The 23014-nt window shown below is 70.2% G+C and carries 22 protein-coding genes; 16 read left to right on the top strand and 6 right to left on the bottom strand.

Features of this window, described 5'->3' with window-relative positions:
* The first annotated feature begins 27 nt into the window (after nt 1-27).
* Nucleotides 28-1179 (top strand): NADH-quinone oxidoreductase subunit D, encoded by a 1152-nt coding sequence (locus tag CLM62_RS18810; protein ID WP_095751054.1) that lies wholly within the window; start codon nt 28-30, stop codon nt 1177-1179.
* Here the strand turns inward: CLM62_RS18810 and CLM62_RS18805 are convergent.
* The gene (locus CLM62_RS18805; protein ID WP_095751053.1) at nt 1144-2187 is read right to left on the bottom strand and encodes an SAM-dependent methyltransferase; all 1044 of its coding nucleotides are present in this window, start codon (nt 2185-2187) and stop codon (nt 1144-1146) included. The two genes, CLM62_RS18810 and CLM62_RS18805, sit on opposite strands and share 36 nt — an antisense overlap.
* Nucleotides 2188-2305: 118 nt before the next feature.
* Here CLM62_RS18805 and CLM62_RS18800 point away from each other — a divergent pair, with 118 nt between their 5' ends.
* Together CLM62_RS18800 and CLM62_RS18795 are read left to right on the top strand one after the other, a co-directional pair.
* Nucleotides 2306-3508, top strand: a complete 1203-nt coding sequence (locus tag CLM62_RS18800) for a sensor histidine kinase (protein WP_095751052.1) — start codon at nt 2306-2308, stop codon at nt 3506-3508.
* Nucleotides 3509-3584: 76 nt separating this feature from the next.
* The gene (locus CLM62_RS18795; protein ID WP_095751051.1) at nt 3585-4256 is read left to right on the top strand and encodes a response regulator transcription factor; all 672 of its coding nucleotides are present in this window, start codon (nt 3585-3587) and stop codon (nt 4254-4256) included.
* A gap of 18 nt (nt 4257-4274) precedes the next feature.
* Here CLM62_RS18795 and CLM62_RS18790 read toward each other — a convergent pair whose 3' ends face one another.
* Together CLM62_RS18790 and CLM62_RS18785 are read right to left on the bottom strand one after the other, a co-directional pair.
* Complete coding sequence (locus tag CLM62_RS18790) at nt 4275-5381, bottom strand: DUF5937 family protein (protein WP_095751050.1); 1107 nt, start codon at nt 5379-5381, stop codon at nt 4275-4277.
* Between the two features lie 54 nt (nt 5382-5435).
* Nucleotides 5436-6620: a low specificity L-threonine aldolase gene (locus CLM62_RS18785; protein WP_095751049.1), complete on the bottom strand. Its 1185-nt coding sequence runs from the start codon at nt 6618-6620 to the stop codon at nt 5436-5438.
* A gap of 184 nt (nt 6621-6804) precedes the next feature.
* Between CLM62_RS18785 and CLM62_RS18780 the strand changes: the two genes are divergently transcribed.
* The 10 genes from CLM62_RS18780 (at nt 6805) to CLM62_RS18735 (ending at nt 15226) form a co-directional block, all read left to right on the top strand.
* Nucleotides 6805-7734 (top strand): Rossmann-like and DUF2520 domain-containing protein, encoded by a 930-nt coding sequence (locus CLM62_RS18780; RefSeq protein WP_095751048.1) that lies wholly within the window; start codon nt 6805-6807, stop codon nt 7732-7734.
* The gene (gene panC, locus CLM62_RS18775; protein WP_095751047.1) at nt 7731-8723 is read left to right on the top strand and encodes a pantoate--beta-alanine ligase; all 993 of its coding nucleotides are present in this window, start codon (nt 7731-7733) and stop codon (nt 8721-8723) included. Before CLM62_RS18780 ends, panC begins: the two co-directional genes overlap by 4 nt.
* Nucleotides 8720-10486 (top strand): L-aspartate oxidase, encoded by a 1767-nt coding sequence (locus CLM62_RS18770; RefSeq protein ID WP_095751046.1) that lies wholly within the window; start codon nt 8720-8722, stop codon nt 10484-10486. The genes panC and CLM62_RS18770 overlap by 4 nt, the downstream gene beginning before the upstream one ends.
* 5 nt (nt 10487-10491) lie before the next feature.
* The gene (nadC, locus tag CLM62_RS18765) at nt 10492-11469 is read left to right on the top strand and encodes a carboxylating nicotinate-nucleotide diphosphorylase (protein ID WP_095751045.1); all 978 of its coding nucleotides are present in this window, start codon (nt 10492-10494) and stop codon (nt 11467-11469) included.
* 5 nt (nt 11470-11474) lie between these two features.
* The gene (locus tag CLM62_RS18760; RefSeq protein WP_095751044.1) at nt 11475-12272 is read left to right on the top strand and encodes a type III pantothenate kinase; all 798 of its coding nucleotides are present in this window, start codon (nt 11475-11477) and stop codon (nt 12270-12272) included.
* A gap of 167 nt (nt 12273-12439) precedes the next feature.
* The gene (locus tag CLM62_RS18755; protein WP_095751043.1) at nt 12440-13162 is read left to right on the top strand and encodes a hypothetical protein; all 723 of its coding nucleotides are present in this window, start codon (nt 12440-12442) and stop codon (nt 13160-13162) included.
* Nucleotides 13163-13227: 65 nt separating this feature from the next.
* The gene (locus CLM62_RS18750) at nt 13228-13422 is read left to right on the top strand and encodes a hypothetical protein (protein WP_095751042.1); all 195 of its coding nucleotides are present in this window, start codon (nt 13228-13230) and stop codon (nt 13420-13422) included.
* Nucleotides 13423-13617: 195 nt separating this feature from the next.
* The gene (locus CLM62_RS18745) at nt 13618-14070 is read left to right on the top strand and encodes a BlaI/MecI/CopY family transcriptional regulator (protein ID WP_373559160.1); all 453 of its coding nucleotides are present in this window, start codon (nt 13618-13620) and stop codon (nt 14068-14070) included.
* Between the two features lie 9 nt (nt 14071-14079).
* Entirely contained in the window at nt 14080-14628 is a 549-nt protein-coding gene (locus CLM62_RS18740) for an amino-acid N-acetyltransferase (protein WP_095751040.1), read from the top strand.
* Nucleotides 14629-14890: 262 nt separating this feature from the next.
* Complete coding sequence (locus tag CLM62_RS18735) at nt 14891-15226, top strand: Lsr2 family protein (RefSeq protein ID WP_095751039.1); 336 nt, start codon at nt 14891-14893, stop codon at nt 15224-15226.
* Nucleotides 15227-15235: 9 nt separating this feature from the next.
* Here the strand turns inward: CLM62_RS18735 and CLM62_RS18730 are convergent, their stop codons facing one another.
* Entirely contained in the window at nt 15236-15859 is a 624-nt protein-coding gene (locus CLM62_RS18730; protein ID WP_095751038.1) for an SCO3374 family protein, read from the bottom strand.
* A gap of 429 nt (nt 15860-16288) precedes the next feature.
* Here CLM62_RS18730 and CLM62_RS18720 point away from each other — a divergent pair, with 429 nt between their 5' ends.
* Complete coding sequence (locus CLM62_RS18720) at nt 16289-18814, top strand: ATP-dependent Clp protease ATP-binding subunit (protein WP_095751036.1); 2526 nt, start codon at nt 16289-16291, stop codon at nt 18812-18814.
* Nucleotides 18815-18882: 68 nt separating this feature from the next.
* Here the strand turns inward: CLM62_RS18720 and CLM62_RS18715 are convergent, their stop codons facing one another.
* Nucleotides 18883-19521, bottom strand: coding sequence for an HAD family acid phosphatase (locus CLM62_RS18715; RefSeq protein ID WP_095751035.1), 639 nt, complete (start codon nt 19519-19521; stop codon nt 18883-18885).
* 449 nt (nt 19522-19970) lie between these two features.
* Here CLM62_RS18715 and CLM62_RS18710 point away from each other — a divergent pair, with 449 nt between their 5' ends.
* Complete coding sequence (locus tag CLM62_RS18710; RefSeq protein WP_095751034.1) at nt 19971-20609, top strand: M23 family metallopeptidase; 639 nt, start codon at nt 19971-19973, stop codon at nt 20607-20609.
* Here the strand turns inward: CLM62_RS18710 and CLM62_RS18705 are convergent.
* Nucleotides 20606-21202 (bottom strand): TetR/AcrR family transcriptional regulator, encoded by a 597-nt coding sequence (locus CLM62_RS18705; RefSeq protein WP_095751033.1) that lies wholly within the window; start codon nt 21200-21202, stop codon nt 20606-20608. The two genes, CLM62_RS18710 and CLM62_RS18705, sit on opposite strands and share 4 nt — an antisense overlap.
* Before the next feature lie 134 nt (nt 21203-21336).
* Between CLM62_RS18705 and CLM62_RS18700 the strand changes: the two genes are divergently transcribed.
* A complete protein-coding gene (locus CLM62_RS18700; RefSeq protein WP_095751032.1) occupies nt 21337-22923 on the top strand; it encodes an MDR family MFS transporter in 1587 nt (528 codons plus the stop codon).
* Nucleotides 22924-23014 lie beyond the last annotated feature (91 nt).

The following is a 23014-nucleotide window of genomic DNA, read 5'->3' as shown; positions in this document are numbered from 1 at the left end:
CCAGCGTACGTAGGAGAGACTGGGTCCATGACTCCTACGACGGAGACCATGGTAGGCATCGGCGGCGCCGCGGAGAGCACCGACATGGTGCTCAACATCGGCCCGCAGCACCCGTCCACGCACGGTGTGCTGCGCCTCAAGCTCGTCCTGGACGGCGAGCGCATCACGCGCGCGGAGCCGGTGATCGGCTATATGCACCGCGGCGCGGAGAAGCTGTTCGAGGCGCGCGACTACCGCCAGATCATCATGCTCGCCAACCGGCACGACTGGCTGTCGGCGTTCTCCAACGAGCTGGGCGTGGTCCTCGGCGTGGAGCGCATGCTCGGCATGGAGGTGCCCCCGCGCGCGGTGTGGACCCGCACGCTGCTCGCGGAGCTCAACCGGGTGCTGAACCACCTCATGTTCCTGGGCTCGTACCCACTGGAGCTGGGCGGGATCACGCCGATCTTCTACGCCTTCACGGAGCGCGAGGAACTCCAGCACGTCATGGAGGAGATCTCCGGCGGGCGCATGCACTACATGTTCAACCGCGTCGGCGGCCTCAAGGAGGACCTGCCCGCCGGATGGACGTCACGCGCGCGTGCCTCCGTGGCGGCCCTGCGCTCGCGCATGGACCGGTTCGACGATCTGGTGCTCGGCAACGAGATCTTCCGGGGGCGCACGCGGGGCGTGGGCGCCCTCGCGCCGGAGACCGTGCACGCGTACGGCGTGAGCGGGCCGATCGCGCGCGCCTCGGGCGTCGACTTCGACCTGCGCCGCGACGAGCCCTATCTGGCGTACGGCGAGCTGCAGGACACCCTGAAGGTGGTGACCCGGAGGGAGGGTGACTGCCTGGCCCGCTTCGAGTGCCTCCTGGAGCAGACCCACAACTCCCTCGACCTCGCCGACGCCTGCCTCGACCAGCTCGCCGAGCTGCCGCCCGGCCCGATCAACCAGCGGCTGCCGAAGGTCCTCAAGGCCCCTGAGGGCCACACGTACGCGTGGACCGAGAACCCGCTCGGCATCAACGGCTACTACCTGGTCAGCAAGGGCGAGAAGACTCCGTACCGGCTGAAGCTGCGCTCCGCCTCGTACAACAACATCCAGGCCCTGGTGGAGCTGCTGCCGGGCACGCTGGTGGCGGACATGGTGGCGATCCTGGGATCACTGTTCTTCGTGGTCGGGGACATCGACAAGTAGGCCCGCGCCGGGTGGCTCCCTGAGGAGTGCGTCCGGAACTCCCACCGGCTGGAGCAGCCACCCGAAGTCGCCGAGCCCGCCCACCGCGGTGAGCTCGGCGGCCTCTCCGGCGCTCGCGAGGGCGCGCACATAGGCCGCGGGTCGGGTGGAGGCGAGCTCGAGTGGGGGGCGTGCGCCCGTGATGCCCAAGGCGCGCAAGGCCTCGCGTTGGGTCAGAACGCGCCCCCCGGGGAGCGTGCACGCGTCCAGCGCGACGTGCGCGGTGATGTCGCACGACCCGTCCGGCACGGGCGCCGTCTCACGCCCCTGGCGGAAGCCGGTGAGCGTCCCGAAGGGCGGCCGCGTGTCCGCGGTGTGCGCGTAGTCGACGGCGACGGCCAGCCCCCGGTCGACCGCCGCGACCGCCGACGCCCACTCCTCGTCCCGGGGCAGGCCGATCTCGGCCCGCAGCCCCTCCTCCGCCGGCAGCGGCCACCACCGCGCGAGCCACTCCGCCTCCGCACCGGAGACCGGCTCCCCGAGCCGCTCGCGCCCGTCCCGCCGTACGAGCACCAGCCGCGGTACGCCCGCGGAGTCCACCTCGGCGACCTCCACGGGTACGTTGTCCAGCCATTCGTTGGCGAACAGCAGCCCGGTGACGCCCTTGGGCGGCTCGGCGAGCCACTCGATCCGGTGATCGAGGGTTTCGGGGCGGTCGGCGATCTCGACGGCGTACCCACGCGCGCGTGCGGCCACATCGGCCGGCAGGGCGGCGAGCACCCCTGCGACCAACTCGCCGCGCCCGGCGGCCATGTCGACGAAGTCCAGCGCGGCCGGCCGCCCCAGCGCCTCGTCGACCCGGCACAGCAGCCGGGCCACGGCCCGGGCGAACAGCGGCGACGCGTGCACGGACGTACGGAAGTGCGCGGCCGGCCCCTCGGCCCCGCGATACAAGCCGTCCGCCCCGTACAGCGCGGCCTCCGCCGCCGCCCGCCAGCCGCTCCACTCGCCCTGCGAAACCTCCGTCACGCGCCCAGGCTAAGCGCACAGGGGAACGCAGCCTCCACCTTGCGGAGTACACGCGGGCGGCACGGATCGGCCCTCCGGTTGACCCCTGCACGCATCTTGCTTCCCTACGCTGGGTTACGTGCAGCGCCTCTACGACTTTCTCCGCAGGTACCCGACGTGGGTCGACAGCTTCTGGGCCGTCTCCCTGTTGGGGATCTCGGTGATGTCCGAGGCGGTCCGTCAGGAGGCCCGCGGCACCGACTCACCGGCGGCGATCGTCCCGGTCATTCTCCTGTTGTGCCTGGTGATCGCGCTGCGCCGACGCATGCCGGAGAAGATGCTGCTGCTGGCCGTCGCGGTCGGCGTGGCGCAGGTCGTGCTGGATGTCCAGACGACGGCCGCCGACTTCGCCCTGCTGGTGATCGTCTACACCGTGGCCGCGACGGGCGCCCGCTGGGCCTCGCGGCTCGCGCTGGCCGGGGGCCTGTGCGCGGCACCCGTGGCGCAGCTGCGCTGGTCGAACGAGCAGACGGGCGTCGCGGGCAACATCGCGCTGATGATCCTCCAGACGGTGCCGTTCGCCCTCGCGTGGGTGCTCGGCGACTCGATCCGCACCCGCCGCGCCTACTTCGCGCAGCTGGAGGAGCGGGCCGCGCGCCTGGAGAAGGAGCGCGAGGCGCAGGCGAAGGTCGCGGTCGCCGCCGAGCGCGCCCGGATCGCGCGCGAGCTGCACGACGTCGTCGCGCACAACGTGTCGGTGATGGTGGTGCAGGCCGACGGAGCCGCTTACGTCCTCGACGCGGCCCCCGACCAGGCGAAGAAGGCCCTGGAGACGATCTCCTCCACCGGCCGCCAGGCCCTCGCCGAGATGCGCCGCCTGCTGGGCGTGCTGCGCACCGGCGAGCACCAGGAGGGCGGCGAGTACGTTCCGCAGCCCGACGTCGAGCAGATCGAGGACCTCGTCGAGCAGTGCCGCGGTTCCGGCCTGCCCGTCGACTTCAAGATCGAGGGCACCCCGCGGCCCCTGCCCAGCGGCGTCGAGCTCACCGCGTACCGCATCGTGCAGGAGGCGCTGACCAACACGCGCAAGCACGGCGGGCCGAACGCGGGTGCGAGTGTGCGCCTGGTGTACTTCGACGACGGGCTCGGCCTGCTCGTCGAGGACGACGGCAAGGGCGCCCCGCACGAGCTGTACGAGGAGGGCGGCGCCGACGGCCGGGGCCACGGCCTGATCGGCATGCGTGAGCGGGTCGGCATGGTCGGCGGCACCCTGGACGCGGGCCCGCGCCCCGGCGGAGGATTCCGCATCAGTGCCCTGCTCCCGCTCAAACCGGCGCACTGACGCCTTCGCACGTCGACCATTGACACCTGTAACGATTCTGCTGACGGACACGGAAGATGACACGGAAGAGGCTCCGATGACGATCCGCGTGATGCTCGTCGACGACCAGGTGCTGCTGCGCACCGGGTTCCGGATGGTGCTCGCCGCCCAGCCGGACATGGAGGTCGTGGCGGAGGCGGGCGACGGCGTCGAGGCCCTCCAGGTACTGCGCTCCACCGCCGTCGACGTCGTCCTGATGGACGTCCGCATGCCGAAGCTGGACGGCGTGGAGACGACCCGCCGCATCTGCTCGGAGCCCGACCCGCCGAAGGTGCTGATCCTGACCACCTTCGATCTCGACGAGTACGCCTTCTCGGGGCTGAAGGCGGGCGCCTCCGGCTTCATGCTCAAGGACGTGCCGCCCGGCGAGCTCCTCACCGCCATCCGCTCTGTGCACAGCGGCGACGCCGTCGTGGCGCCGTCGACCACCCGGCGCCTCCTGGACCGGTTCGCGCCGATGCTGCCCAGCACCGGCAAGGAATCCCAGCACAAGGAGCTGGAGCGGCTCACCGACCGCGAGCGCGAGGTCATGGTGCTGGTCGCCCAAGGACTGTCCAACGGGGAGATCGCGGCCCGGCTGGTGCTGTCCGAGGCGACCGTCAAGACCCACGTGGGCCGCATCCTGACCAAGCTGGGGCTGCGGGACCGGGTGCAGGTGGTCGTCCTGGCGTACGAGACGGGGCTGGTGCGGGCCGGCGGAAACGGCTGAGGCGCGGGAGCGCGACGGCTACCGGAGTATCCCTTCCAGGAAGTCGCTGCCCAGCCGGGCCACCACGGTCACGTCCAGCTGGTGCAGGACGTACCGGCCGCGGCGGCGCGTGGTGATCAGGCCCGCCTTCTTCAGCACACCCAGGTGCCGGGATATCTCGGGGGCCGTCATGCCGTGCACCTGGGTCAGCTCGCTGGTGGTGAACGCGCTGCGGGCAAGGCTGCGGCACAGCCGCATCCGCACCGGGTGGGACAGGGCGGCCATCCGCAGCGTCAGCTGCTCGACCGAGGGCGGGGCCGCGAGCTCCGGCGAGCCGACCGGGTAGTGCAGCACCGGCTGCCAGTCGTACCGGTGCAGGACCAGCAGGTGGGGCCAGCCCAGGCTGGTGGGGACGAGCAGCAGGCCGCCGTCCCCCGTGGCCGTACGGCGGTCGCCCAGCTTGTCGACCGTGATACGCGCGGCGGACTCGTCCAGGGCCACCGCCGGCGACACCGAGGCCAGCGCCTCGGCCAGGCCCTTGCGCCGCAGGAGGTCCATCTTGCGCCGGGCGTCCGTGGCCAGCTGGTGGCGCAGCCGGGACCAGGTCTCCGCGAAGAACGCCTCGTCGCATTCCTCCAGGAACTGCCTCAGCCAGGCCCGGATCCGCGGCGGGTCGGCCAGCAGCCGCTCGCTGAAGCGCACCTGCCGTGGCCCGCGCGCGGCGGCCAGCTCCAGCGCCCGTCGGCGCAGCTCGGGGTCGGAGAGCGCGGTGGTCCCGCGCGTGCTGTACGGCAGGGAGCAGGTGAACTCCAGTGCCGCGTCGACAAATTGCTCGTCCGTCAGCTTGTCCAGCAGGTCCAGGTCCTCGGCGAGCGTCGCGCCGGGGAGCGTGGCACCGCCCGGGATGCCCGCGGCCGGCAGGAACAGGTCCGAGAACAGCGTCCGCCACAGGAAGTCGGCCTCGCACATCCGGTCGGCCAGATGCGAGTCGAGCCGGGCCGTCACGCCCGTCACCCAGCCCTGCAGGCCCGGATGGTGTCCCGGCTCGGACAGCGCGTGCAGCGCCATGCCGAGCTCGGCCAGGGGTGAGGGCACGACGGCGACCCTCTCCGGCCGCAGCCCCGCGATGTCGATGTGCACGCCCATGCCCTCATGGTGCATCCCGCCACTGACAACGCGGCTTCCGATTGACGGCCGCCGTCAATCGGAAGCCGCGTCGTCATCGGCCAGCCGGGAAACGAAGTCCGCGACCGCCGCCTTCACATCGTCGGCCGTCCACTCCAGGCCGTCGGCCTGCACGGTGACCTCGGTGACGCCCAGCCCCGGCCCGCCCCGTGCCCAGGGCACTGCGAAGAGCAGCGTTTTCGTCTGCTCGGCCTGTCGCACCGCGGCCTCTGCGAGTACGTCCGTGTCGTACGGCAGCCAGACCTGGAACTGGTGGGTGTGCGGTTCCTCGGGGTGCACGCGCGCCCACGGCACGCCGGCCTCGGCGAAGCCCTCGCGCAGCGCGGCGGCGACCACGCGCGCTTGGGACACGTACTCCGGCAGCCGGGGCAGTTCCCGTTCCAGGCCCACGAGCGCCGACAGCACCGTGGGGAACTGCTGGAAGACCGCGCCGCCGTACCGGTGCCGCCAGGTCTTCGCCTCCTCCACCAGGGTCCGCGGCCCGGCGAGCGCGGCACCGCCGAAGCCGTCGAGGGACTTGTAGAACGACACGTAGACGCTGTCCGCAAGGCCTGCGATCTCCTCCAGAGGGCGGCCGAAGTGGACCGTGGTCTCCCACAGGCGCGCGCCGTCGAAGTGCACCACAGCGTCGCGTTCGCGCGCCGCCTCCACGACCTCGGTCAGCTCCTCCCAGGAGGGCAGAACGAATCCCGCGTCCCTGAGGGGCAGTTCCAGCATCAGCGCCCCGAAGGGTTCCTCGAAGTCGCGGACCTCCTCGGCCGTCGGCAGCCGGGGTTCGCTCGTGACGCGGACCGGGCGCAGTCCGGCGACCTCGCTGAGCGCGCCTCGTTCGTGCACCTCGGGGTGGGCCAGCGCGTGCAGCGCCACCGTGGAGTTGCCGGTGCGGCCGGCCCAGCAGCGCAGGGCGATCTGCTGGGCCATCGTGCCGGTCGGGAAGAACGCGGCGGCCTCCGTCCCCAACAGCGCGGCGACGCGCTCCTCCAGGGCTTCCACGATCCGGTTGCCGTACATGTCGCCGGGCTCGTCCAGGTCGTACACCTGCGGTGCCGCGTCCTGAAGCAGCGCGAGTCGTTCGCGGAGTGTGCTGCGGAAGCCCGCGCGTGCCAGGACGCGCTCCGCCCCCTGGTAGGCGGCCGTCCGCCGCTCCCGCAGCCGCACCCGCGCCGACTGCTGCCCGCTCTCTTCCGCCGTGTCCGTCATGCCTCGGATCATGCCGTGCGGCGGTCCGCGTGGGCACCCGCATTCCCGTACGACGCCCGTGCCCGCCCGGTGTACGGAAACCCACAGCCTGTGGACAACCGAACAACCCTCGAACCAATCGCGTTAACATGACGAGAAATCGTCCGGTACCCAGAGCGGACTGGAACGGGAAGGCCGCCGTCGCGTGAGTACAGTCCACCAGCCAGACCCCAAGGACCGCCCCGCGCGGCTCACCGTCGGCGTCGTCGGCGCCGGCCGGGTGGGCCCCGCACTCGCCGCGTCCCTGCAACTCGCCGGGCACCGCCCGGTGGCCGCGTCCGGGGTCTCCGAGGCCTCCAGAAGGCGCGCCGCGGAGCTGCTGCCCGATGTACCGATCGTCCCGCCCGCCGAGGTCATGGAGCGCGCGGACCTGGTGCTGCTGACCGTCCCCGACGACGCCCTGCCCGGTCTCGTCGAGGGCCTCGCCGAGACCGGGGCCGTGCGGCCGGGGCAGATGCTGGTGCACACCTCCGGGCGGTACGGAGCGAAGGTCCTGGACCCAGCCCTGCGCGCGGGCGCGCTGCCGCTGGCCCTGCATCCGGCGATGACTTTCACCGGCACCCCCGTGGACGTCCAGCGCCTGGCCGGATGCTCCTTCGGCGTGACCGCGCCCGACGAACTGCGGCTGGCCGCCGAGGCCCTCGTCATCGAGATGGGCGGCGAACCCGAGTGGATCGCCGAGGACAACCGCCCGCTCTACCACGCGGCCCTCGCCCTGGGCGCCAACCACCTGGTGACGCTGGTCGCCCAGTCTCTGGAGCTGCTGCGCACGGCTGGTGTCGCGGCCCCCGACCGGATGCTCGGCCCGCTGCTCGGCGCCGCCCTCGACAACGCCCTGCGCTCCGGCGACGCGGCCCTCACCGGCCCCGTCGCGCGCGGAGACGCCGGCACGGTCGCCGCCCACGTCGAACAGCTGCGCGAGCATGCCCCGCAGGCCGTCGCCGGCTATCTGGCGATGGCGCGCGCCACCGCGGACCGGGCGCTCGCCCACGGGCTGCTGAAGCCGGAACTCGCGGAGGACCTCCTCGGGGTACTCGCCGACGGGACCAACGGCACCGAGGGGGACGCTCGATGACCACAGCCCTGCTGCGCACCGCCGGCGAACTTCACGCACGCGCGCGCGTGGGCCGCCGTGCCGTCGTCATGACCATGGGCGCCCTGCACGAGGGCCACGCCACCCTGATACGCACCGCGCGCGAGATCGCCGGCCCGGACGGCGAGGTCGTGGTCACCGTCTTCGTGAACCCGCTGCAGTTCGGCAAAGGCGAGGACCTCGACCGCTACCCGCGCACCCTGGACGCAGACGTCAAGATCGCCGAACAGTCCGGCGCGGACGCCGTGTTCGCCCCGTCCGGCGAGGAGGTCTACCCGGGCGGCGAGCCCCAGGTCCGCATCAGCGCGGGCCCCATGGGGGAGCGCCTGGAGGGCGCCTCCCGCCCCGGCCACTTCGACGGCATGCTCACCATCGTCGCCAAACTGCTCCACCTCACCCGCCCCGACGTGGCGCTGTACGGCCAGAAGGACGCCCAGCAACTCGCCCTGATCCGCCGCATGGTGCGGGACCTGAACTTCGGCGTCGAGATCGTCGGCGTCCCGACCGTGCGCGAGGAGGACGGCCTGGCCCTGTCCAGCCGCAACCGCTACCTCTCGCCCGCCGAGCGGCGCACCGCGCTCGCGCTGTCCCAGGCGCTGTTCGCGGGCCGCGACCGGCACGCCGCGCAGGAGGCGCTGCGCGCGCGGGCACGTGAAGTGCCCGCCACGCACGCGCGTGCCGAGGCACTGAGCGCCATCGGGGAGTCCCGCGCCGCGGCCGACGCCCACGCCGTCGCGAAGGCACTCCCGGGTGCCCCGTCGGCCGTCCGCGCGGCCGCCCGCCTGGTCCTCGACGAGGCCGCCCGCCTCGACCCCCCGCTCGCCCTGGACTATCTGGCCCTGGTCGACCCGTCCGACTTCACCGAGATCGAGGACGACTTCACCGGCGAGGCCGTTCTCGCCGTCGCCGCCCGGGTCGGGACGACCCGGTTGATCGACAACATCCCCCTCACCTTCGGAGCCGCCTCGTGACCAGCACAGGCATACGACTGCACGCGCCCGCGCCCGGGTGGAACATCGACGCGGACGTGGTCGTCGTCGGCTCCGGAGTCGCCGGCCTGACCGCCGCCCTGCGCTGCGAGGCCGCCGGCCTGCGGACGGTCGTCGTCACCAAGGCCCGCCTCGACGACGGCTCCACCCGCTGGGCTCAGGGCGGCATCGCGGCGGCCCTGGGCGAGGGCGACACACCCGAACAGCACCTGGACGACACGCTGGTGGCGGGCGTGGGCCTGTGCGACGAGGATGCCGTACGGATCCTCGTCACCGAGGGCCCCGACGCCGTGCGCCGCCTCATCGAGACCGGCGCCCACTTCGACGAGTCCTCCGCAGGCGGGCTGGAACTCACCCGCGAGGGCGGCCACCACCGCCGCCGCATCGCGCACGCCGGCGGCGACGCGACCGGCGCGGAGATCTCCCGAGCGCTGGTCGAGGCCGTACGCGCGGTCAGGAGGGGCGAGCGCGAAGCGCTCTCGGGCAAGGGTGGTGGGCGACAGGCGGGACTGCGTACCGTCGAGAACGCGCTGGTCCTGGACCTGCTCACGGACGCCGACGGCCGCACCGCGGGCATCACCCTGCACGTCATGGGCGAGGGCCAGCACGACGGCGTGGGCGCCGTGCACGCCCCCGCGGTCGTCCTCGCCACCGGCGGCATGGGCCAGGTCTTCTCGGCGACCACCAACCCGTCCGTGTCCACCGGCGACGGCGTGGCCCTCGCACTCCGCGCGGGCGCGGAGGTCTCCGACCTGGAATTCGTCCAGTTCCACCCCACCGTGCTCTTCCTCGGCCCGGACGCGGAGGGCCAGCAGCCCCTGGTCTCCGAGGCGGTGCGCGGCGAAGGCGCCCACCTCGTCGACGCCGACGGCGTGCGCTTCATGGTCGGGCAGCACGAACTCGCCGAACTCGCCCCCCGGGACATCGTCGCCAAGGGCATCATGCGCCGCATGCAGGAGCAGGACGCCGAGCACATGTTCCTCGACGCCCGGCACTTCGGCGCCGACATGTGGGAGCACCGCTTCCCGACGATCCTCGCAGCCTGCCGCGCCCACGGCATCGACCCGGTCCACGAGACCGTCCCGGTCGCCCCGGCCGCCCACTACGCCTCCGGTGGCGTCCGCACCGACTCCCACGGCCGTACGACCGTCCCCGGCCTGTACGCGTGCGGCGAGGTCGCCTGCACCGGCGTGCACGGCGCGAACCGGCTGGCGTCGAACTCCCTCCTGGAGGGCCTGGTCTACGCCGAGCGCATCGCGGCGGACATCGCGGCCGCCCGGGCGGCCGACGGCCTCCACGCGCGCGTGCCGGAACCGGTGCCGTACCGCGAGACGCCCGAGCACCCCCTGCTCGAGCCCGAGGCGCGTTTCGCGATCCAGCGGATCATGACGCAGGGCGCGGGCGTCCTGCGCTCCGCCGAGTCCCTCGCGAAGGCTGCCGACCAGCTCCAGCAACTGCACACCGACGCCCGCGACGCCCTCCACGAGAACGGCAAGACCGCCGAGCCCGGCGTCGACACCTGGGAGGCCACCAACCTCCTGTGCGTGTCACGCGTCCTGGTCGCCGCGGCACAGCTTCGGAACGAGACCCGCGGTTGCCACTGGCGAGAGGACCACGCCGACCGCGACGACACGAAGTGGCGCCGCCACATCGTTGTACGCCTGAACCCGGACCGCACACTGGCCGTGCACACCACAGACACCGCAGACTTCCCTCCCACCCGGCAGCCACAGCAGGAGCAGTGACAGAAGTGACGACCCCCGACCTTCCCCTCGCCTCGACCGGCGGCTGCGGCGACGGCTGTGCCTGCGGCGCGGCCGCCGACGAGGAATACCTGGAGTGCGGCCTCGACCCCGCGCTCGCCCAGCTCCTGGCCGACGCCGGACTCGACCCCGTGGAGGTCGAGGACATCGCCAACGTCGCCATCCAGGAGGACCTCGACCACGGCGTGGACGTGACGACCGTCGCGACCATCCCCGAGGACGCCGTCGCCACCGCCGACCTCACCGCGCGCGAGGCGGGCGTCGTGGCGGGCCTGAGGGTCGCCGAAGCGGTCCTCTCGATCGTCTGCACGGACGAGTTCGAGGTCGAGCGCCATGTGGAGGACGGCGACCGCGTGGAGGCCGGGCAGAAGCTCCTGTCGGTCACCACGCGCACGCGTGACCTCCTGACGGCCGAACGCAGCGCCCTGAACCTCCTGTGCCGCCTGTCGGGCATCGCGACCGCCACGCGCGCGTGGGCGGACGTCCTGGACGGCACCAAGGCCCGGGTGCGGGACACCCGCAAGACGACGCCGGGACTGCGGGCCCTGGAGAAGTACGCGGTGCGCTGCGGCGGCGGCATCAACCACCGCATGTCGTTGTCCGACGCCGCCCTGGTCAAGGACAACCACGTCGTCGCCGCGGGCGGAGTCGCGCAGGCCTTCAAGGCCGTACGGGATGCCTTCCCGGACGTGCCGATCGAGGTCGAGGTCGACACCCTGCACCAGCTGCGCGAGGTCGTCGACGCGGGCGCCGACCTGATCCTGCTGGACAACTTCACGCCGGGCGACTGCGAGGAGGCGGTGGCCATCGTCCACGGTCGTGCGGCGCTGGAGGCCTCCGGCCGCCTGACCCTGGACAACGCGCGCGCGTACGCCGACACGGGCGTCGACTACCTCGCCGTAGGGGCCCTGACCCACTCCTCGCCGATCCTGGACATCGGCCTTGACCTGCGCGAGGCGGAGTAGTCGCCATGCTCCTCACGATCGACGTGGGCAACACGCACACGGTTCTGGGCCTGTTCGACGGCGAGGACATCGTCGAGCACTGGCGGATCTCGACGGACGCGCGCCGTACGGCGGACGAGCTGGCGGTGCTGCTGCAGGGCCTGATGGGCATGCACCCGCTCCTGGGGGACGAGCTGGGCGACGGCATCGACGGCATCGCGATCTGCGCGACGGTTCCCTCGGTGCTGCACGAGCTGCGCGAGGTGACCCGGCGCTACTACGGCGACGTGCCCGCCGTCCTGGTGGAGCCGGGTGTGAAGACGGGCGTGCCGATCCTGACGGACAACCCGAAGGAGGTCGGCGCGGACCGGATCATCAACGCGGTGGCGGCGGTCGAGCTGTACGGCGGGCCCGCGATCGTCGTCGACTTCGGTACGGCGACGACGTTCGACGCGGTGTCCGCGCGCGGGGAGTACGTCGGTGGTGTCATCGCGCCCGGTATCGAGATCTCGGTCGAGGCGCTGGGCGTCAAGGGTGCGCAGTTGCGGAAGATCGAGGTGGCGCGGCCGCGGAGTGTGATCGGCAAGAACACGGTCGAGGCGATGCAGTCCGGGATCATCTATGGGTTCGCGGGGCAGGTCGACGGGGTCGTGAACCGGATGGCGCGAGAGCTGGCGGAGGACCCGGAGGATGTGACGGTGATCGCCACGGGCGGCCTCGCGCCCATGGTGCTGGGGGAGTCCTCGGTGATCGACGAGCATGAGCCGTGGCTGACGTTGATCGGATTGCGGTTGGTGTACGAGCGGAACGTGGCACGTATGTGACTCGGGGTGGTCGGGGGCATCGGGCTGAGAGATGCCGACCGGCGCTCGAAGGAAGCACACGTCCGCCCGGGTGGCTCCGTGCGCCACACCCGGCTGCCCTATGTCGAAAAAGTCTGATTAGCGCGTATTGTCGCCGCATGCCCACGCCATACGGATCCCGCGGCGGCATGGCGTTCGGTGTGGAGGAGCTGCGTGTGCTCCGCCGCGCTCTCGCCCTCGCCCTCCAGCCCACGCCCGCCTCGGCCGAGGACGTCCAGGACTGCCTCCGCCTCGCAGAGTCCCTCGACGAGGCGATGCGTGAGGGTGCCCGGTTGCGTGCCTTCCTGGTGGCCGACCTCGCTCGGTACCGCGCCGCCCTGCCCGGCACCGCCGTCGGCTACCTCACGCTCCTGCAGGAGGCGCTGAGCGCCGGATACCGCCCGGACCTCGACGACCTGGCCGCCCTGAGGGCGCTGCGCGGCAATCCCGTCGCGGCGGCCCTCCTGAACCGCTGCCGGCTGCTGGCCGAGCAGGACGTACGCGCCCGTCCGGCCCGCCGGGCGGTCCGCCCGGCCATCGGGGCCACCCCGACCGTCCCCGCCTGCCGTACACCCCTCCTGGCCCTTCCTGGGGGGCGCTGCGCCACCGCCGAGGACCCCGCCGAGCGGGGCGCACCCCGTCAGCGGGGCACAGCAGCCCCAGCCCCGGACCTCGTCGTCAAGGATCCGGGCAGGGAACCGTCCAGGAAACCCGCGCAGAAGCCCGCCGAGCGGCCGGAGCGGCCCGCCGCCCCCAAGCCGACACCCGCCCCGAAACCATCGCGTCCCATCCCCACCCCGGGCGAGGTCTTCCCGCGCCGCAAGCCGACCCCGCCGCCCGCCGAACCGCCGCAGCAGCTGGCCGCCGGCTGAGTCGGGCGGCCCGTTTCGCCCCACCCCGCCCCGCCCGTCCCCCGGCCCGTGGCTACTCTGGACACATGGACTACGTCTCCGCGCTCCTGCCCCCGGCCGTCATGGCCGTGTTCTTCATCGGCTTGATCCGGGTGATCGTGAAGACCCAGGGCGGGGCCAACAAGGCCAAGGAGGACGCGGCCGTCGACGCCGTCCTCGCGCGCGCGGAGGGCGTCCGGCAGAGCTCCGCGGACAACTCCTCGCGCACCAGCGACGCCTGAGCGGCGCCCGGGCCACGCCCGCGGGCGCGCGGCAGGCCGCGCCTGCACCGGCGTACGACTCCCACACGTTCCCGAGTCGTGCGCCCTTTTTGTGTCGATTGCCGGGAAGACGCCCGTCCGCCAGGCCAATGTCGGGAAGTCCCACTATTGTGCTGAGCTGTGCCCCGCCCATTGGGAGAACTCGAAGACGCGGTCATGACGCGGGTGTGGAAGTGGAACCGCCCGGTGACCGTTCGAGAAGTCCTGGAAGATCTTCAGCAGGAACGGTCCATCGCGTACACCACGGTGATGACCGTTTTGGACAATCTCCATCAGAAGGGCTGGGTGCGCCGTGAGGCGGAAGGCCGGGCCTATCGATATGAGGCGGTCTCCACACGGGCCGCCTACGCCGCCGCGCTGATGAACGACGCCTGGTCGCAGAGTGACAACCCCGCCGCCGCTCTCGTCGCGTTCTTCGGCATGATGAGCGACGAACAGCGGCGGGCCCTGCGGGACGCCGTCCGCATCGTCCAGGGACCGGAAACATCCGAACCGGCTCCGGAGAGCTCAGCCGATTCCACCGCCTCCGATACCCCCACCCCGGATACGACCGCTCCCGATACCGCCGAGGAGAACCCCGGCTCGGCCTCGGGCGGCCGCGGGCGATAGCGTCCGCTCATGTCAGCAGAGAGTCCCTCACCGGAGAGCCCCGAAGTCACCGCAAAAGCCATCACCGTCCGGCGTGCCCGTACCAGCGATGTCTCGGCCGTGCGTCGTCTCCTGGACGAGTACGTCCGCGCCCGCATCCTGCTCGACAAAGCCACGGTGACGCTTTACGAGGACATCCAGGAGTTCTGGGTCGCCGAACGCGACGACAACGGCGAGGTGGTCGGCTGCGGCGCCCTGCACGTGATGTGGGAAGACCTCGCGGAAGTCCGCACTCTCGCGGTGAAGCCCGGCCTGAAGGGCGCCGGCGTCGGCCATCAGTTGCTGGAGAAGTTGCTGCACACCGCGCGCTGGCTCGGCGTTCGCCGCGTTTTCTGTCTGACCTTCGAAGTCGACTTCTTCGGCAAGCACGGCTTCGTCGAGATCGGCGAGACGCCCGTCGACACCGATGTCTACGCGGAGCTGCTGCGTTCCTATGACGAAGGCGTCGCGGAGTTCCTCGGTCTCGAACGAGTGAAACCGAACACCTTGGGCAACAGCCGCATGCTTCTGCATCTGTGATCGCCGAGGGGGAGCGCTGTGGAGCCTATGGAGCGGTATGGGGCCGTATTCAGCCCGGCCGAGCCGTGCCCAGGTTCCCTATGTCCGAAACGCGCATGTTTCCGGACCGGAGCGGGCCCAGCAGTCTCTCCCGGGGGTTTGTGTTTTTCCAGCAAAAGCGGTTTGCTTTCCGACGTACTGCAGTACTGCATATAACAGGGGACGGCGAAACGGCGGACGCCGCAGACCCCCGGCCCACAGGTTATGGATGAAAGGAAATCCGGTGGCACAGAAGGTTCAGGTCCTTCTTGTCGACGACCTCGACGGCGGCGAGGCGGACGAGACCGTCACGTTCGCGTTGGACGGCAAGACGTACGAGATCGATCTCACGACCACCAATGCGGACAAGCTGCGTGGCCTTCTCGAGCCTTACGTGAAGGGCGGTCGTCGTACCGGAGGCCGTGCTTCGGGTGGGCGTGGAAAGGCACGCGCCGCTTCCGGTGGCAGCCAGGACACCGCGCAGATCCGCGCGTGGGCGAAGGAGAACGGTTACGAGGTCAATGACCGCGGCCGTGTTCCGGCGTCCATTCGCGAGGCATACGAGAAGGCCAACGCCTGATCCCGGCAGCTACGAGCCGGCCAAGGGTTGGGCGCATGCGCGCCGCAGCCACAAGCGGTGGCACTGCGTTGCCACCGTGTCCACCACTCGTACGAGATCGGGGGCGCCCCCACCGCCCCCACAGCTCCCCATGGCCGACAGAGTCGGCAGCGAGGCCTCGACCTCGCACCCAGGCTCGGGGGGCCGCAGCCACACGGCGGCCCCCTGCGGGGCGCCTGCCCACGCCGCCTCAGGGGGCGGCGGCGCGTCCATGAGACCGCCCTCGCCGATCACCGTGAGATCGAGCGGCAGCGCACCCCACTCCAGCCAGTCCAGCACTCCGGGCAACTCCTCCGCGCTGCCCGCGGACACCAGCAGCCGCATCCGGTCGCCCTGTAGCGCCACCGGAGAGCCCGGCGCCAGGTGGCGCAGCGCCGCGCGGCCCGCCTCGGCAGGCACATCGAGAACGTCGAAACGCGGGCCCACGAGCAGCCGTACCGGAGTGCCGATGGGGCTTCCCGGACGTGCGGGCACCGTCGGCCACCCCAGTTCGTTCTCGTACCACCGGCGGACCTGATCGCCCGGGTCGAGCGGTCGACGGGGCAGTGGGACGGTGGTGAGGCTCGTGGTGACCTGAGGGAGGGTGCCAACCATGCCAAGTGCAACCGCCAGAAGGCACGAGAGTTACGCTGGGTTTCCTCGCGAATGCGCACAGTGCCGAAAGAGGGGGCGTGCGGGGGTGCGGGGAGGCGCAAGGTTGTTCGCCCATAGCGGAGGGAACCGGTGCGCGCGGCATGGACTGTCAGTCCGAGCGGGTAAGACATCCCTAGTGGGAGGGGGCGACACGCAGGAAAGGCCGTCTCACGTTCGCCATCGGCGTACTGATGGTGGGGGTAACTGCTTGGCCTGCGGGAACATCGTCTCGCACCATCGGGTTGGAGCATATGTCGGCGTTCGGGGTCAGGAGGCCAAGGACGGTGTCGGCAGTAGGAATGAGCGGTCCCCGCTTGCGGGACTAAGCTGCGGAAGGACAGGGAGGGGAAGTTCCCCCCACTGCCTGACCGCTCTGAGGAGCGATTAACGATGTTCGAGAGGTTCACCGACCGCGCGCGGCGGGTTGTCGTCCTGGCTCAGGAAGAAGCCCGGATGCTCAACCACAACTACATCGGCACCGAGCACATCCTCCTGGGCCTGATCCACGAGGGTGAGGGTGTCGCCGCCAAGGCCCTTGAGAGCCTCGGGATTTCGCTCGAGGCGGTCCGCCAGCAGGTGGAGGAGATCATCGGGCAGGGGCAGCAGGCCCCGTCCGGGCACATCCCCTTCACCCCCCGTGCCAAGAAGGTCCTGGAGCTGTCGCTCCGCGAGGCCCTTCAGCTGGGCCACAACTACATCGGCACGGAGCACATCCTGCTCGGCCTGATCCGCGAGGGCGAGGGCGTCGCCGCCCAGGTCCTGGTCAAGCTGGGCGCAGATCTCAACCGGGTGCGGCAGCAGGTCATCCAGCTGCTCTCCGGTTACCAGGGCAAGGAGACCGCCACCGCCGGCGGGCCTGCCGAGGGCACCCCCTCGACGTCCCTGGTCCTCGACCAGTTCGGCCGGAACCTCACCCAGGCCGCTCGTGAGTCCAAGCTCGACCCGGTCATCGGGCGCGAGAAGGAGATCGAGCGGGTCATGCAGGTGCTGTCCCGCCGCACGAAGAACAACCCGGTCCTGATCGGTGAGCCCGGCGTCGGTAAGACCGCCGTCGTGGAGGGCCTAGCCCAGGCCATCGTCAAGGGCGAGGTGCCCGAGACCCTCAAGGACAAGCACCTCTACACCCTGGACCTCGGCGCGCTGGTCGCCGGCTCCCGCTACCGCGGTGACTTCGAGGAGCGCCTGAAGAAGGTGCTCAAGGAGATCCGCACCCGCGGCGACATCATCCTGTTCATCGACGAGCTCCACACGCTGGTCGGTGCGGGTGCCGCCGAGGGCGCCATCGACGCGGCTTCGATCCTGAAGCCGATGCTGGCCCGCGGTGAGCTGCAGACCATCGGTGCGACCACGCTGGACGAGTACCGCAAGCACCTGGAGAAGGACGCGGCCCTCGAGCGCCGCTTCCAGCCCATCCAGGTCGCCGAGCCGTCCCTGCCGCACACGATCGAGATCCTCAAGGGTCTCCGTGACCGGTACGAGGCCCACCACCGCGTCTCCATCACCGACGAGGCGCTGGTCCAGGCCGCCACCCTGGCCGACCGGTACATCTCGGACCGCTTCCTGCCGGACAAGGCGATCGACCTGATCGACGAGGCCGGTTCCCGGATGCGCATCCGCCGGATGACCGCGCCGCCGGACCTGCGCGAGTTCGACGAGAAGATCGCCGGTGTCCGCCGCGACAAGGAGTCCGCGATCGACTCGCAGGACTTCGAGAAGGCCGCCTCCCTGCGTGACAAGGAGAAGCAGCTCCTGGCCGCCAAGGCCAAGCGGGAGAAGGAGTGGAAGGCCGGCGACATGGACGTCGTCGCCGAGGTCGACGGCGAGCTGATCGCCGAGGTCCTCGCCACGGCCACCGGCATCCCGGTCTTCAAGCTGACCGAGGAGGAGTCCTCGCGTCTGCTGCGCATGGAGGACGAGCTCCACAAGCGGGTCATCGGCCAGATCGACGCCGTCAAGGCGCTGTCGAAGGCGATCCGTCGTACCCGCGCGGGCCTCAAGGACCCGAAGCGTCCCGGTGGTTCGTTCATCTTCGCCGGCCCGTCCGGTGTCGGTAAGACCGAACTGTCCAAGGCGCTCGCCGAGTTCCTCTTCGGCGACGAGGACGCGCTGATCTCCCTCGACATGTCGGAGTTCAGCGAGAAGCACACGGTGTCGCGTCTCTTCGGTTCCCCGCCCGGATACGTGGGTTACGAAGAGGGCGGCCAGCTGACCGAGAAGGTCCGCCGCAAGCCGTTCTCCGTCGTCCTCTTCGACGAGGTCGAGAAGGCCCACCCGGACATCTTCAACTCGCTGCTGCAGATCCTGGAGGACGGTCGCCTGACCGACTCCCAGGGCCGGGTCGTGGACTTCAAGAACACGGTCATCATCATGACGACCAACCTCGGCACCCGGGACATCTCCAAGGGCTTCAACCTCGGCTTCGCCGCCGCGGGTGACACGAAGACCAACTACGAGCGCATGAAGAACAAGGTGTCGGACGAGCTCAAGCAGCACTTCCGCCCCGAGTTCCTCAACCGCGTCGACGACGTGGTCGTCTTCCCGCAGCTGACCCAGACCGACATCCTCGCGATCGTCGACCTCATGGTCGGCAAGGTGGACGAGCGCCTGAAGGACCGGGACATGGGCATCGAGCTCTCCCAGTCCGCCAAGGAGCTGCTGTCCAAGAAGGGTTACGACCCGGTGCTGGGTGCGCGTCCGCTGCGTCGCACCATCCAGCGCGAGATCGAGGACTCGCTCTCGGAGAAGATCCTCTTCGGCGAGCTGCGCCCCGGTCACATCGTGGTCGTGGACACCGAGGGCGAGGGCGAGGCCAAGACCTTCACCTTCCGGGGTGAGGAGAAGTCGGCGCTGCCGGACGTCCCGCCGATCGAGCAGGCCGCCGGTGGGGCTGGGCCGAACCTGAGCAAGGAGGCGTAAGCCTCGGGCAAACGCCAGAAGGGGCCGGTGCTTTCGAGCACCGGCCCCTTCGGCATGCCTGCTGCGACTTACGACAACTGCCCGTCGTAGTCCGGCAGTTTGTACGTCTTCTCGGCGTGGCCGCCCGACAGGTCGGTGGCGCTGTTGCCGATGTTCGCGATGATCGTGTAGCCCTTGGACTCGATGTCGACGCGCTGGGCGGTCTTGTACTCCGCGACGTTCCTGAAGAGGTCGGTGAAGCTGCGGACGTAGAGCCCGGAGACCTTGTATCCGACGTTCTTCAGGTTGTAGTCGGTCACCGAGTAGATGATCCCCGGACGAGCCGTCACGAAGAACAGGGAGACGCCGCGTTCCTGGGCGTACTTCGCGGCGTCCAGGACCGGCTTGTTGGCCGGCTGCGGGTAGCTGAAGCCGAAGTCGGTCTCCAGGGTCGTGTTGTCGATGTCGAAGACGATCGCCTGCTTCTCACCCGGCTTGGTGTTCGCGATCCGCTGCTTCAGGTAGGGCAGGGCCTGGTCCATCACCGCCTGGCAGTCCTTCTGCCAGGTCGCGTAGTCGACGTCCGCGGCTGCGGCGGCGGCCGTGGCGGTCGTGGAGGTGCTCGTGGTCGTCGTCGCGGCCTCGGCGGGGACGGCCAGCGCCACGAGGGCGGCCGCGGAGACGGCGGTGACGGCTGCGCGGCGCGCCCAGGGGCGTCGTCTGCTCATGTGGGGGTTCCTCTCACGTCCGTAAACGCTGCAGTTGTCGAGTGCATGCTCGTCGGAGATGGTGGCGCGAGGGGAACCGTAGGGTTACTGGACGGTAAGTGGCCAGAGACGTAGGTCACATGACGAGCGTGACCCGAAGATCGAAGGTGCCTCGGCCGGTGACATGCCGCACAGGCGATTTGTCCGTTACTAGGCGGAATAGTGGAAAAGGTGGGGTGGATAAAAAAGGCTTTCGATGCGTAATCCTGCGCGGATTTCACCACTCTGAGGGATTCCTGCTGAATAGCCGTTCTGTCAAGAAGCAGGTGCTATTGGAGAGAAGTACTAACTGGCGTCGTAGATCATGATTTTGGGGGTTTGCGGGGATGCGGGTTACCAAGGGATGGCCATCCGGCGAATGAGCAACGCGTCGGGTGGTTTTCCCTGTCGCCGTCCCCATGAGGTTTTCGATGTCCCCGCGTGCCCTGTCCCGTTCTTCCCGTACGTCCCTGCTCCGCACCCGCGCCGCCGTGCTGGTCGCCGGCCTGGGAGCCTCGGTCGTGCTGGGGGCCGGGGTCGCGGCCGCCGCCGATACGAACGCGGCCGCAAGCACCGCAAGTTCCGTCCAGGCTCAGGCCGCCCCGCAGGCCAAGGCTGCGAAGGCTAAGGCCGCCGCCGCGAAGAAGAAGCCCTCCTGGGTCGACCCGGTGCAGAACTACAAGCTGTCCGCCAGCTTCGCCCAGGCCGGCGGCATGTGGCAGTCCACCCACAGCGGGCAGGACTTCGCCGTGGCGAGCGGCACCAAGGTCATGGCCGCGCACGGCGGAACCGTCGTCAAGGCGGGCGGCAACGGCGCCGGTGACGGGCCCGCGTACGGCAACGCCGTCGTCGTCAAGCACGGCAACGGGACCTACTCCCAGTACGCCCACCTGTCCCGCATCGACGTGAGGGTCGGCCAGATCGTCAAGACCGGCCAGCGCATAGCCCTGTCCGGCAACACCGGCAACTCCAGCGGTCCGCACCTGCACTTCGAGATCCGCACGAAGGCGAGCTACGGGTCGGCCATCGACCCGGTCGCCTTCCTGCGCTCCAAGGGCGTGACGGTCTAAGGGGTTCGACCGCCCCGGTGCGCCTGGGTCACCAGGTCGATCGCGACCTCGAGGACCGCCTTGCGCTTCTCCTCGGGGTCGCCCTCGATGTCCTTCAGAACGAACATCCCGGCGTGCATCGTGAACAGAGCGCTGATGCAGCGGACCTGGTCGATCAGGTCCGCGTCCGGATCGATGATGATATCGCGCAGGGAGAGCGTGCGGTTCTTGAACATCTCGCCGATGCTCAGTTCCCGTACCGTCGCCTGGTTCTCCTGCATGAAGCGGAACAGGGGTGCCGCGTCGGTCAGGGCCTGGCCGTAGCGGCGTACGATCTCCTGCTTCGTCTCAAGGGTGTGCGGCTGCTGCTTGCCCCACTCGATCAGGTCCTCGATCGGTTTCGTCAGGTCCTCGAAGAGGCTGACGATGATCTCTTCCTTGGTCTTGAAGTGGTAGTAGAGCGCCGCCTTCGTGACCTCCAGGCGCTCGGCGATCTCGCGCAGGGAGGTCTTCTCGTAGCCCTGCTCGGCGAAGAGTTCGAGCGCCACGTCCTGGATGCGCTGGCGGGTGTTCCCGCGGCGCCGCTGCTTGGTGCCGTCCATGGTGCCGCCCATCCTCGTACTCCTCGCGCTTTCCCAAAAACTTACTTGACGCCCGGCTAGTTTCGCGCCTACCTTCCGAGTGTAGTCAACTAGCCGGGCGGCAAGTAAGTAGCCGGCCGGGGGCGGGACGCAGGGGAGTGGGAACGATGGCGGACACAGCGTCGGTCGACGCGGTCGACCCGGAGGCGGGAAAGCAACCCAGGAGCGTGCGGGTCGTCCTGCTCGCCTTGATGATCACGATGATGCTCGCGATGCTCGACAACATGATCGTGGGCACCGCGATGCCGACGATCGTGGGCGAGCTGGGCGGGCTGGAGCACCTGTCGTGGGTGGTCACCGCATACACGCTGGCGACCGCCGCCTCCACCCCTCTGTGGGGCAAGCTGGGCGACATGTATGGGCGCAAGGGCGTCTTCATGAGCTCGATCGTGCTCTTCCTGATCGGGTCCGCGCTGAGCGGCATGGCCCAGGACATGGGACAGCTCATCGGCTTCCGTGCTGTTCAGGGTCTCGGCGCGGGCGGTCTGATGGTCGGCGTCATGGCGATCATCGGCGACCTGATACCGCCCCGCGAGCGCGGCAGGTACCAGGGCATGATGGCCGGCGTCATGGCGCTCGCGATGATCGGCGGCCCGCTGGTCGGCGGCACCATCACCGACCACTGGGGCTGGCGCTGGGCCTTCTACATCAACCTGCCGCTCGGTGTGGTGGCGCTCGCCGCGATCAGCGTCGTCCTGCATCTGCCGAAGAAGCGGGCGCAGGCGCGGATCGACTACCTGGGCGCCGGGTTGCTGACCGTGGGCATCACCGCCATCGTGCTCGTCACCACCTGGGGCGGCACGGAGTACGCCTGGACCTCCGCGCGGATCATGGAGCTGATCGGGATCGGTGTCGCCGCGCTCATCGGGTTCGTGTTCTGGCAGACGAAGGCCGCCGAGCCGGTCGTGCCGCTGCACATCTTCCGCAGCCGCAACTTCACGCTGATGTCGATCATCGGCTTCATCACCGGATTCGTGATGTTCGGCGCGACCCTCTTCCTGCCGCTGTATCAGCAGTCGGTGCAGGGCGCCTCCGCGACCAACTCCGGGTTGCTGCTCCTGCCGATGCTCGGCGCGATGCTCGTCACCTCGATGATCGCGGGGCGGGTGACCACGAACACCGGCAAGTACAAGGTCTTCCCGGTCGTCGGCAGCGTGCTGATGGTCGTCGGGCTGTACCTGCTGTCGCTGATGGACACGGACACCTCCCGCCTCACGTCCGGTGTGTACATGGCCGTCGTCGGTCTCGGCATGGGCTGCCTGATGCAGATCACCATGCTGGTCGCGCAGAACAGCGTGGAGATGAAGGACATGGGCGTGGCGTCCTCGTCCACCACCCTCTTCCGTACGCTCGGTTCCTCCTTCGGCGTCGCGATCATGGGCGCTCTGTTCAACAGCCGCGTCCAGGACGTCATGACCGAACGGGCCGGTGCGCTGGGCTCGAAGGTGACCGAGCAGTCCGCGCAGCTGGACGCGGCGAGCCTGGCGAAGCTGCCGAAGATGGCACGCGAGGCGTATCAGCACGCGGTGTCGGCCGGCACGCACTCGGCGTTCCTGCTGGGGGCCGCCGTGGCGGTGGTCGCGCTGGCAGCGGCGGTGTTCGTGAAGGAGGTCCCGCTGAAGGGCGCGGGGCCGCGGAAGACGGGCGAGGATTCGGCGGACGGGGCGTCGGCGCCGGTGGTCGAGGCGGTCTGACCGACCTGTGTGGAGGCCTCCGGCGGGTTCGCGCCGGGGGCCTTCTTACATGGGGGCCTCTGGCTGAGGGCTGCGTCCCCTGCACGCCGCC

Origin of the sequence: Streptomyces sp. SA15 (assembly GCF_002291145.1) — a bacterium.
Classification (GTDB): Bacteria; Actinomycetota; Actinomycetes; order Streptomycetales; family Streptomycetaceae; genus Streptomyces.
Note: the sequence above shows the minus strand (reverse complement) of the source record. Positions and strands in the feature narration are given on the sequence as shown.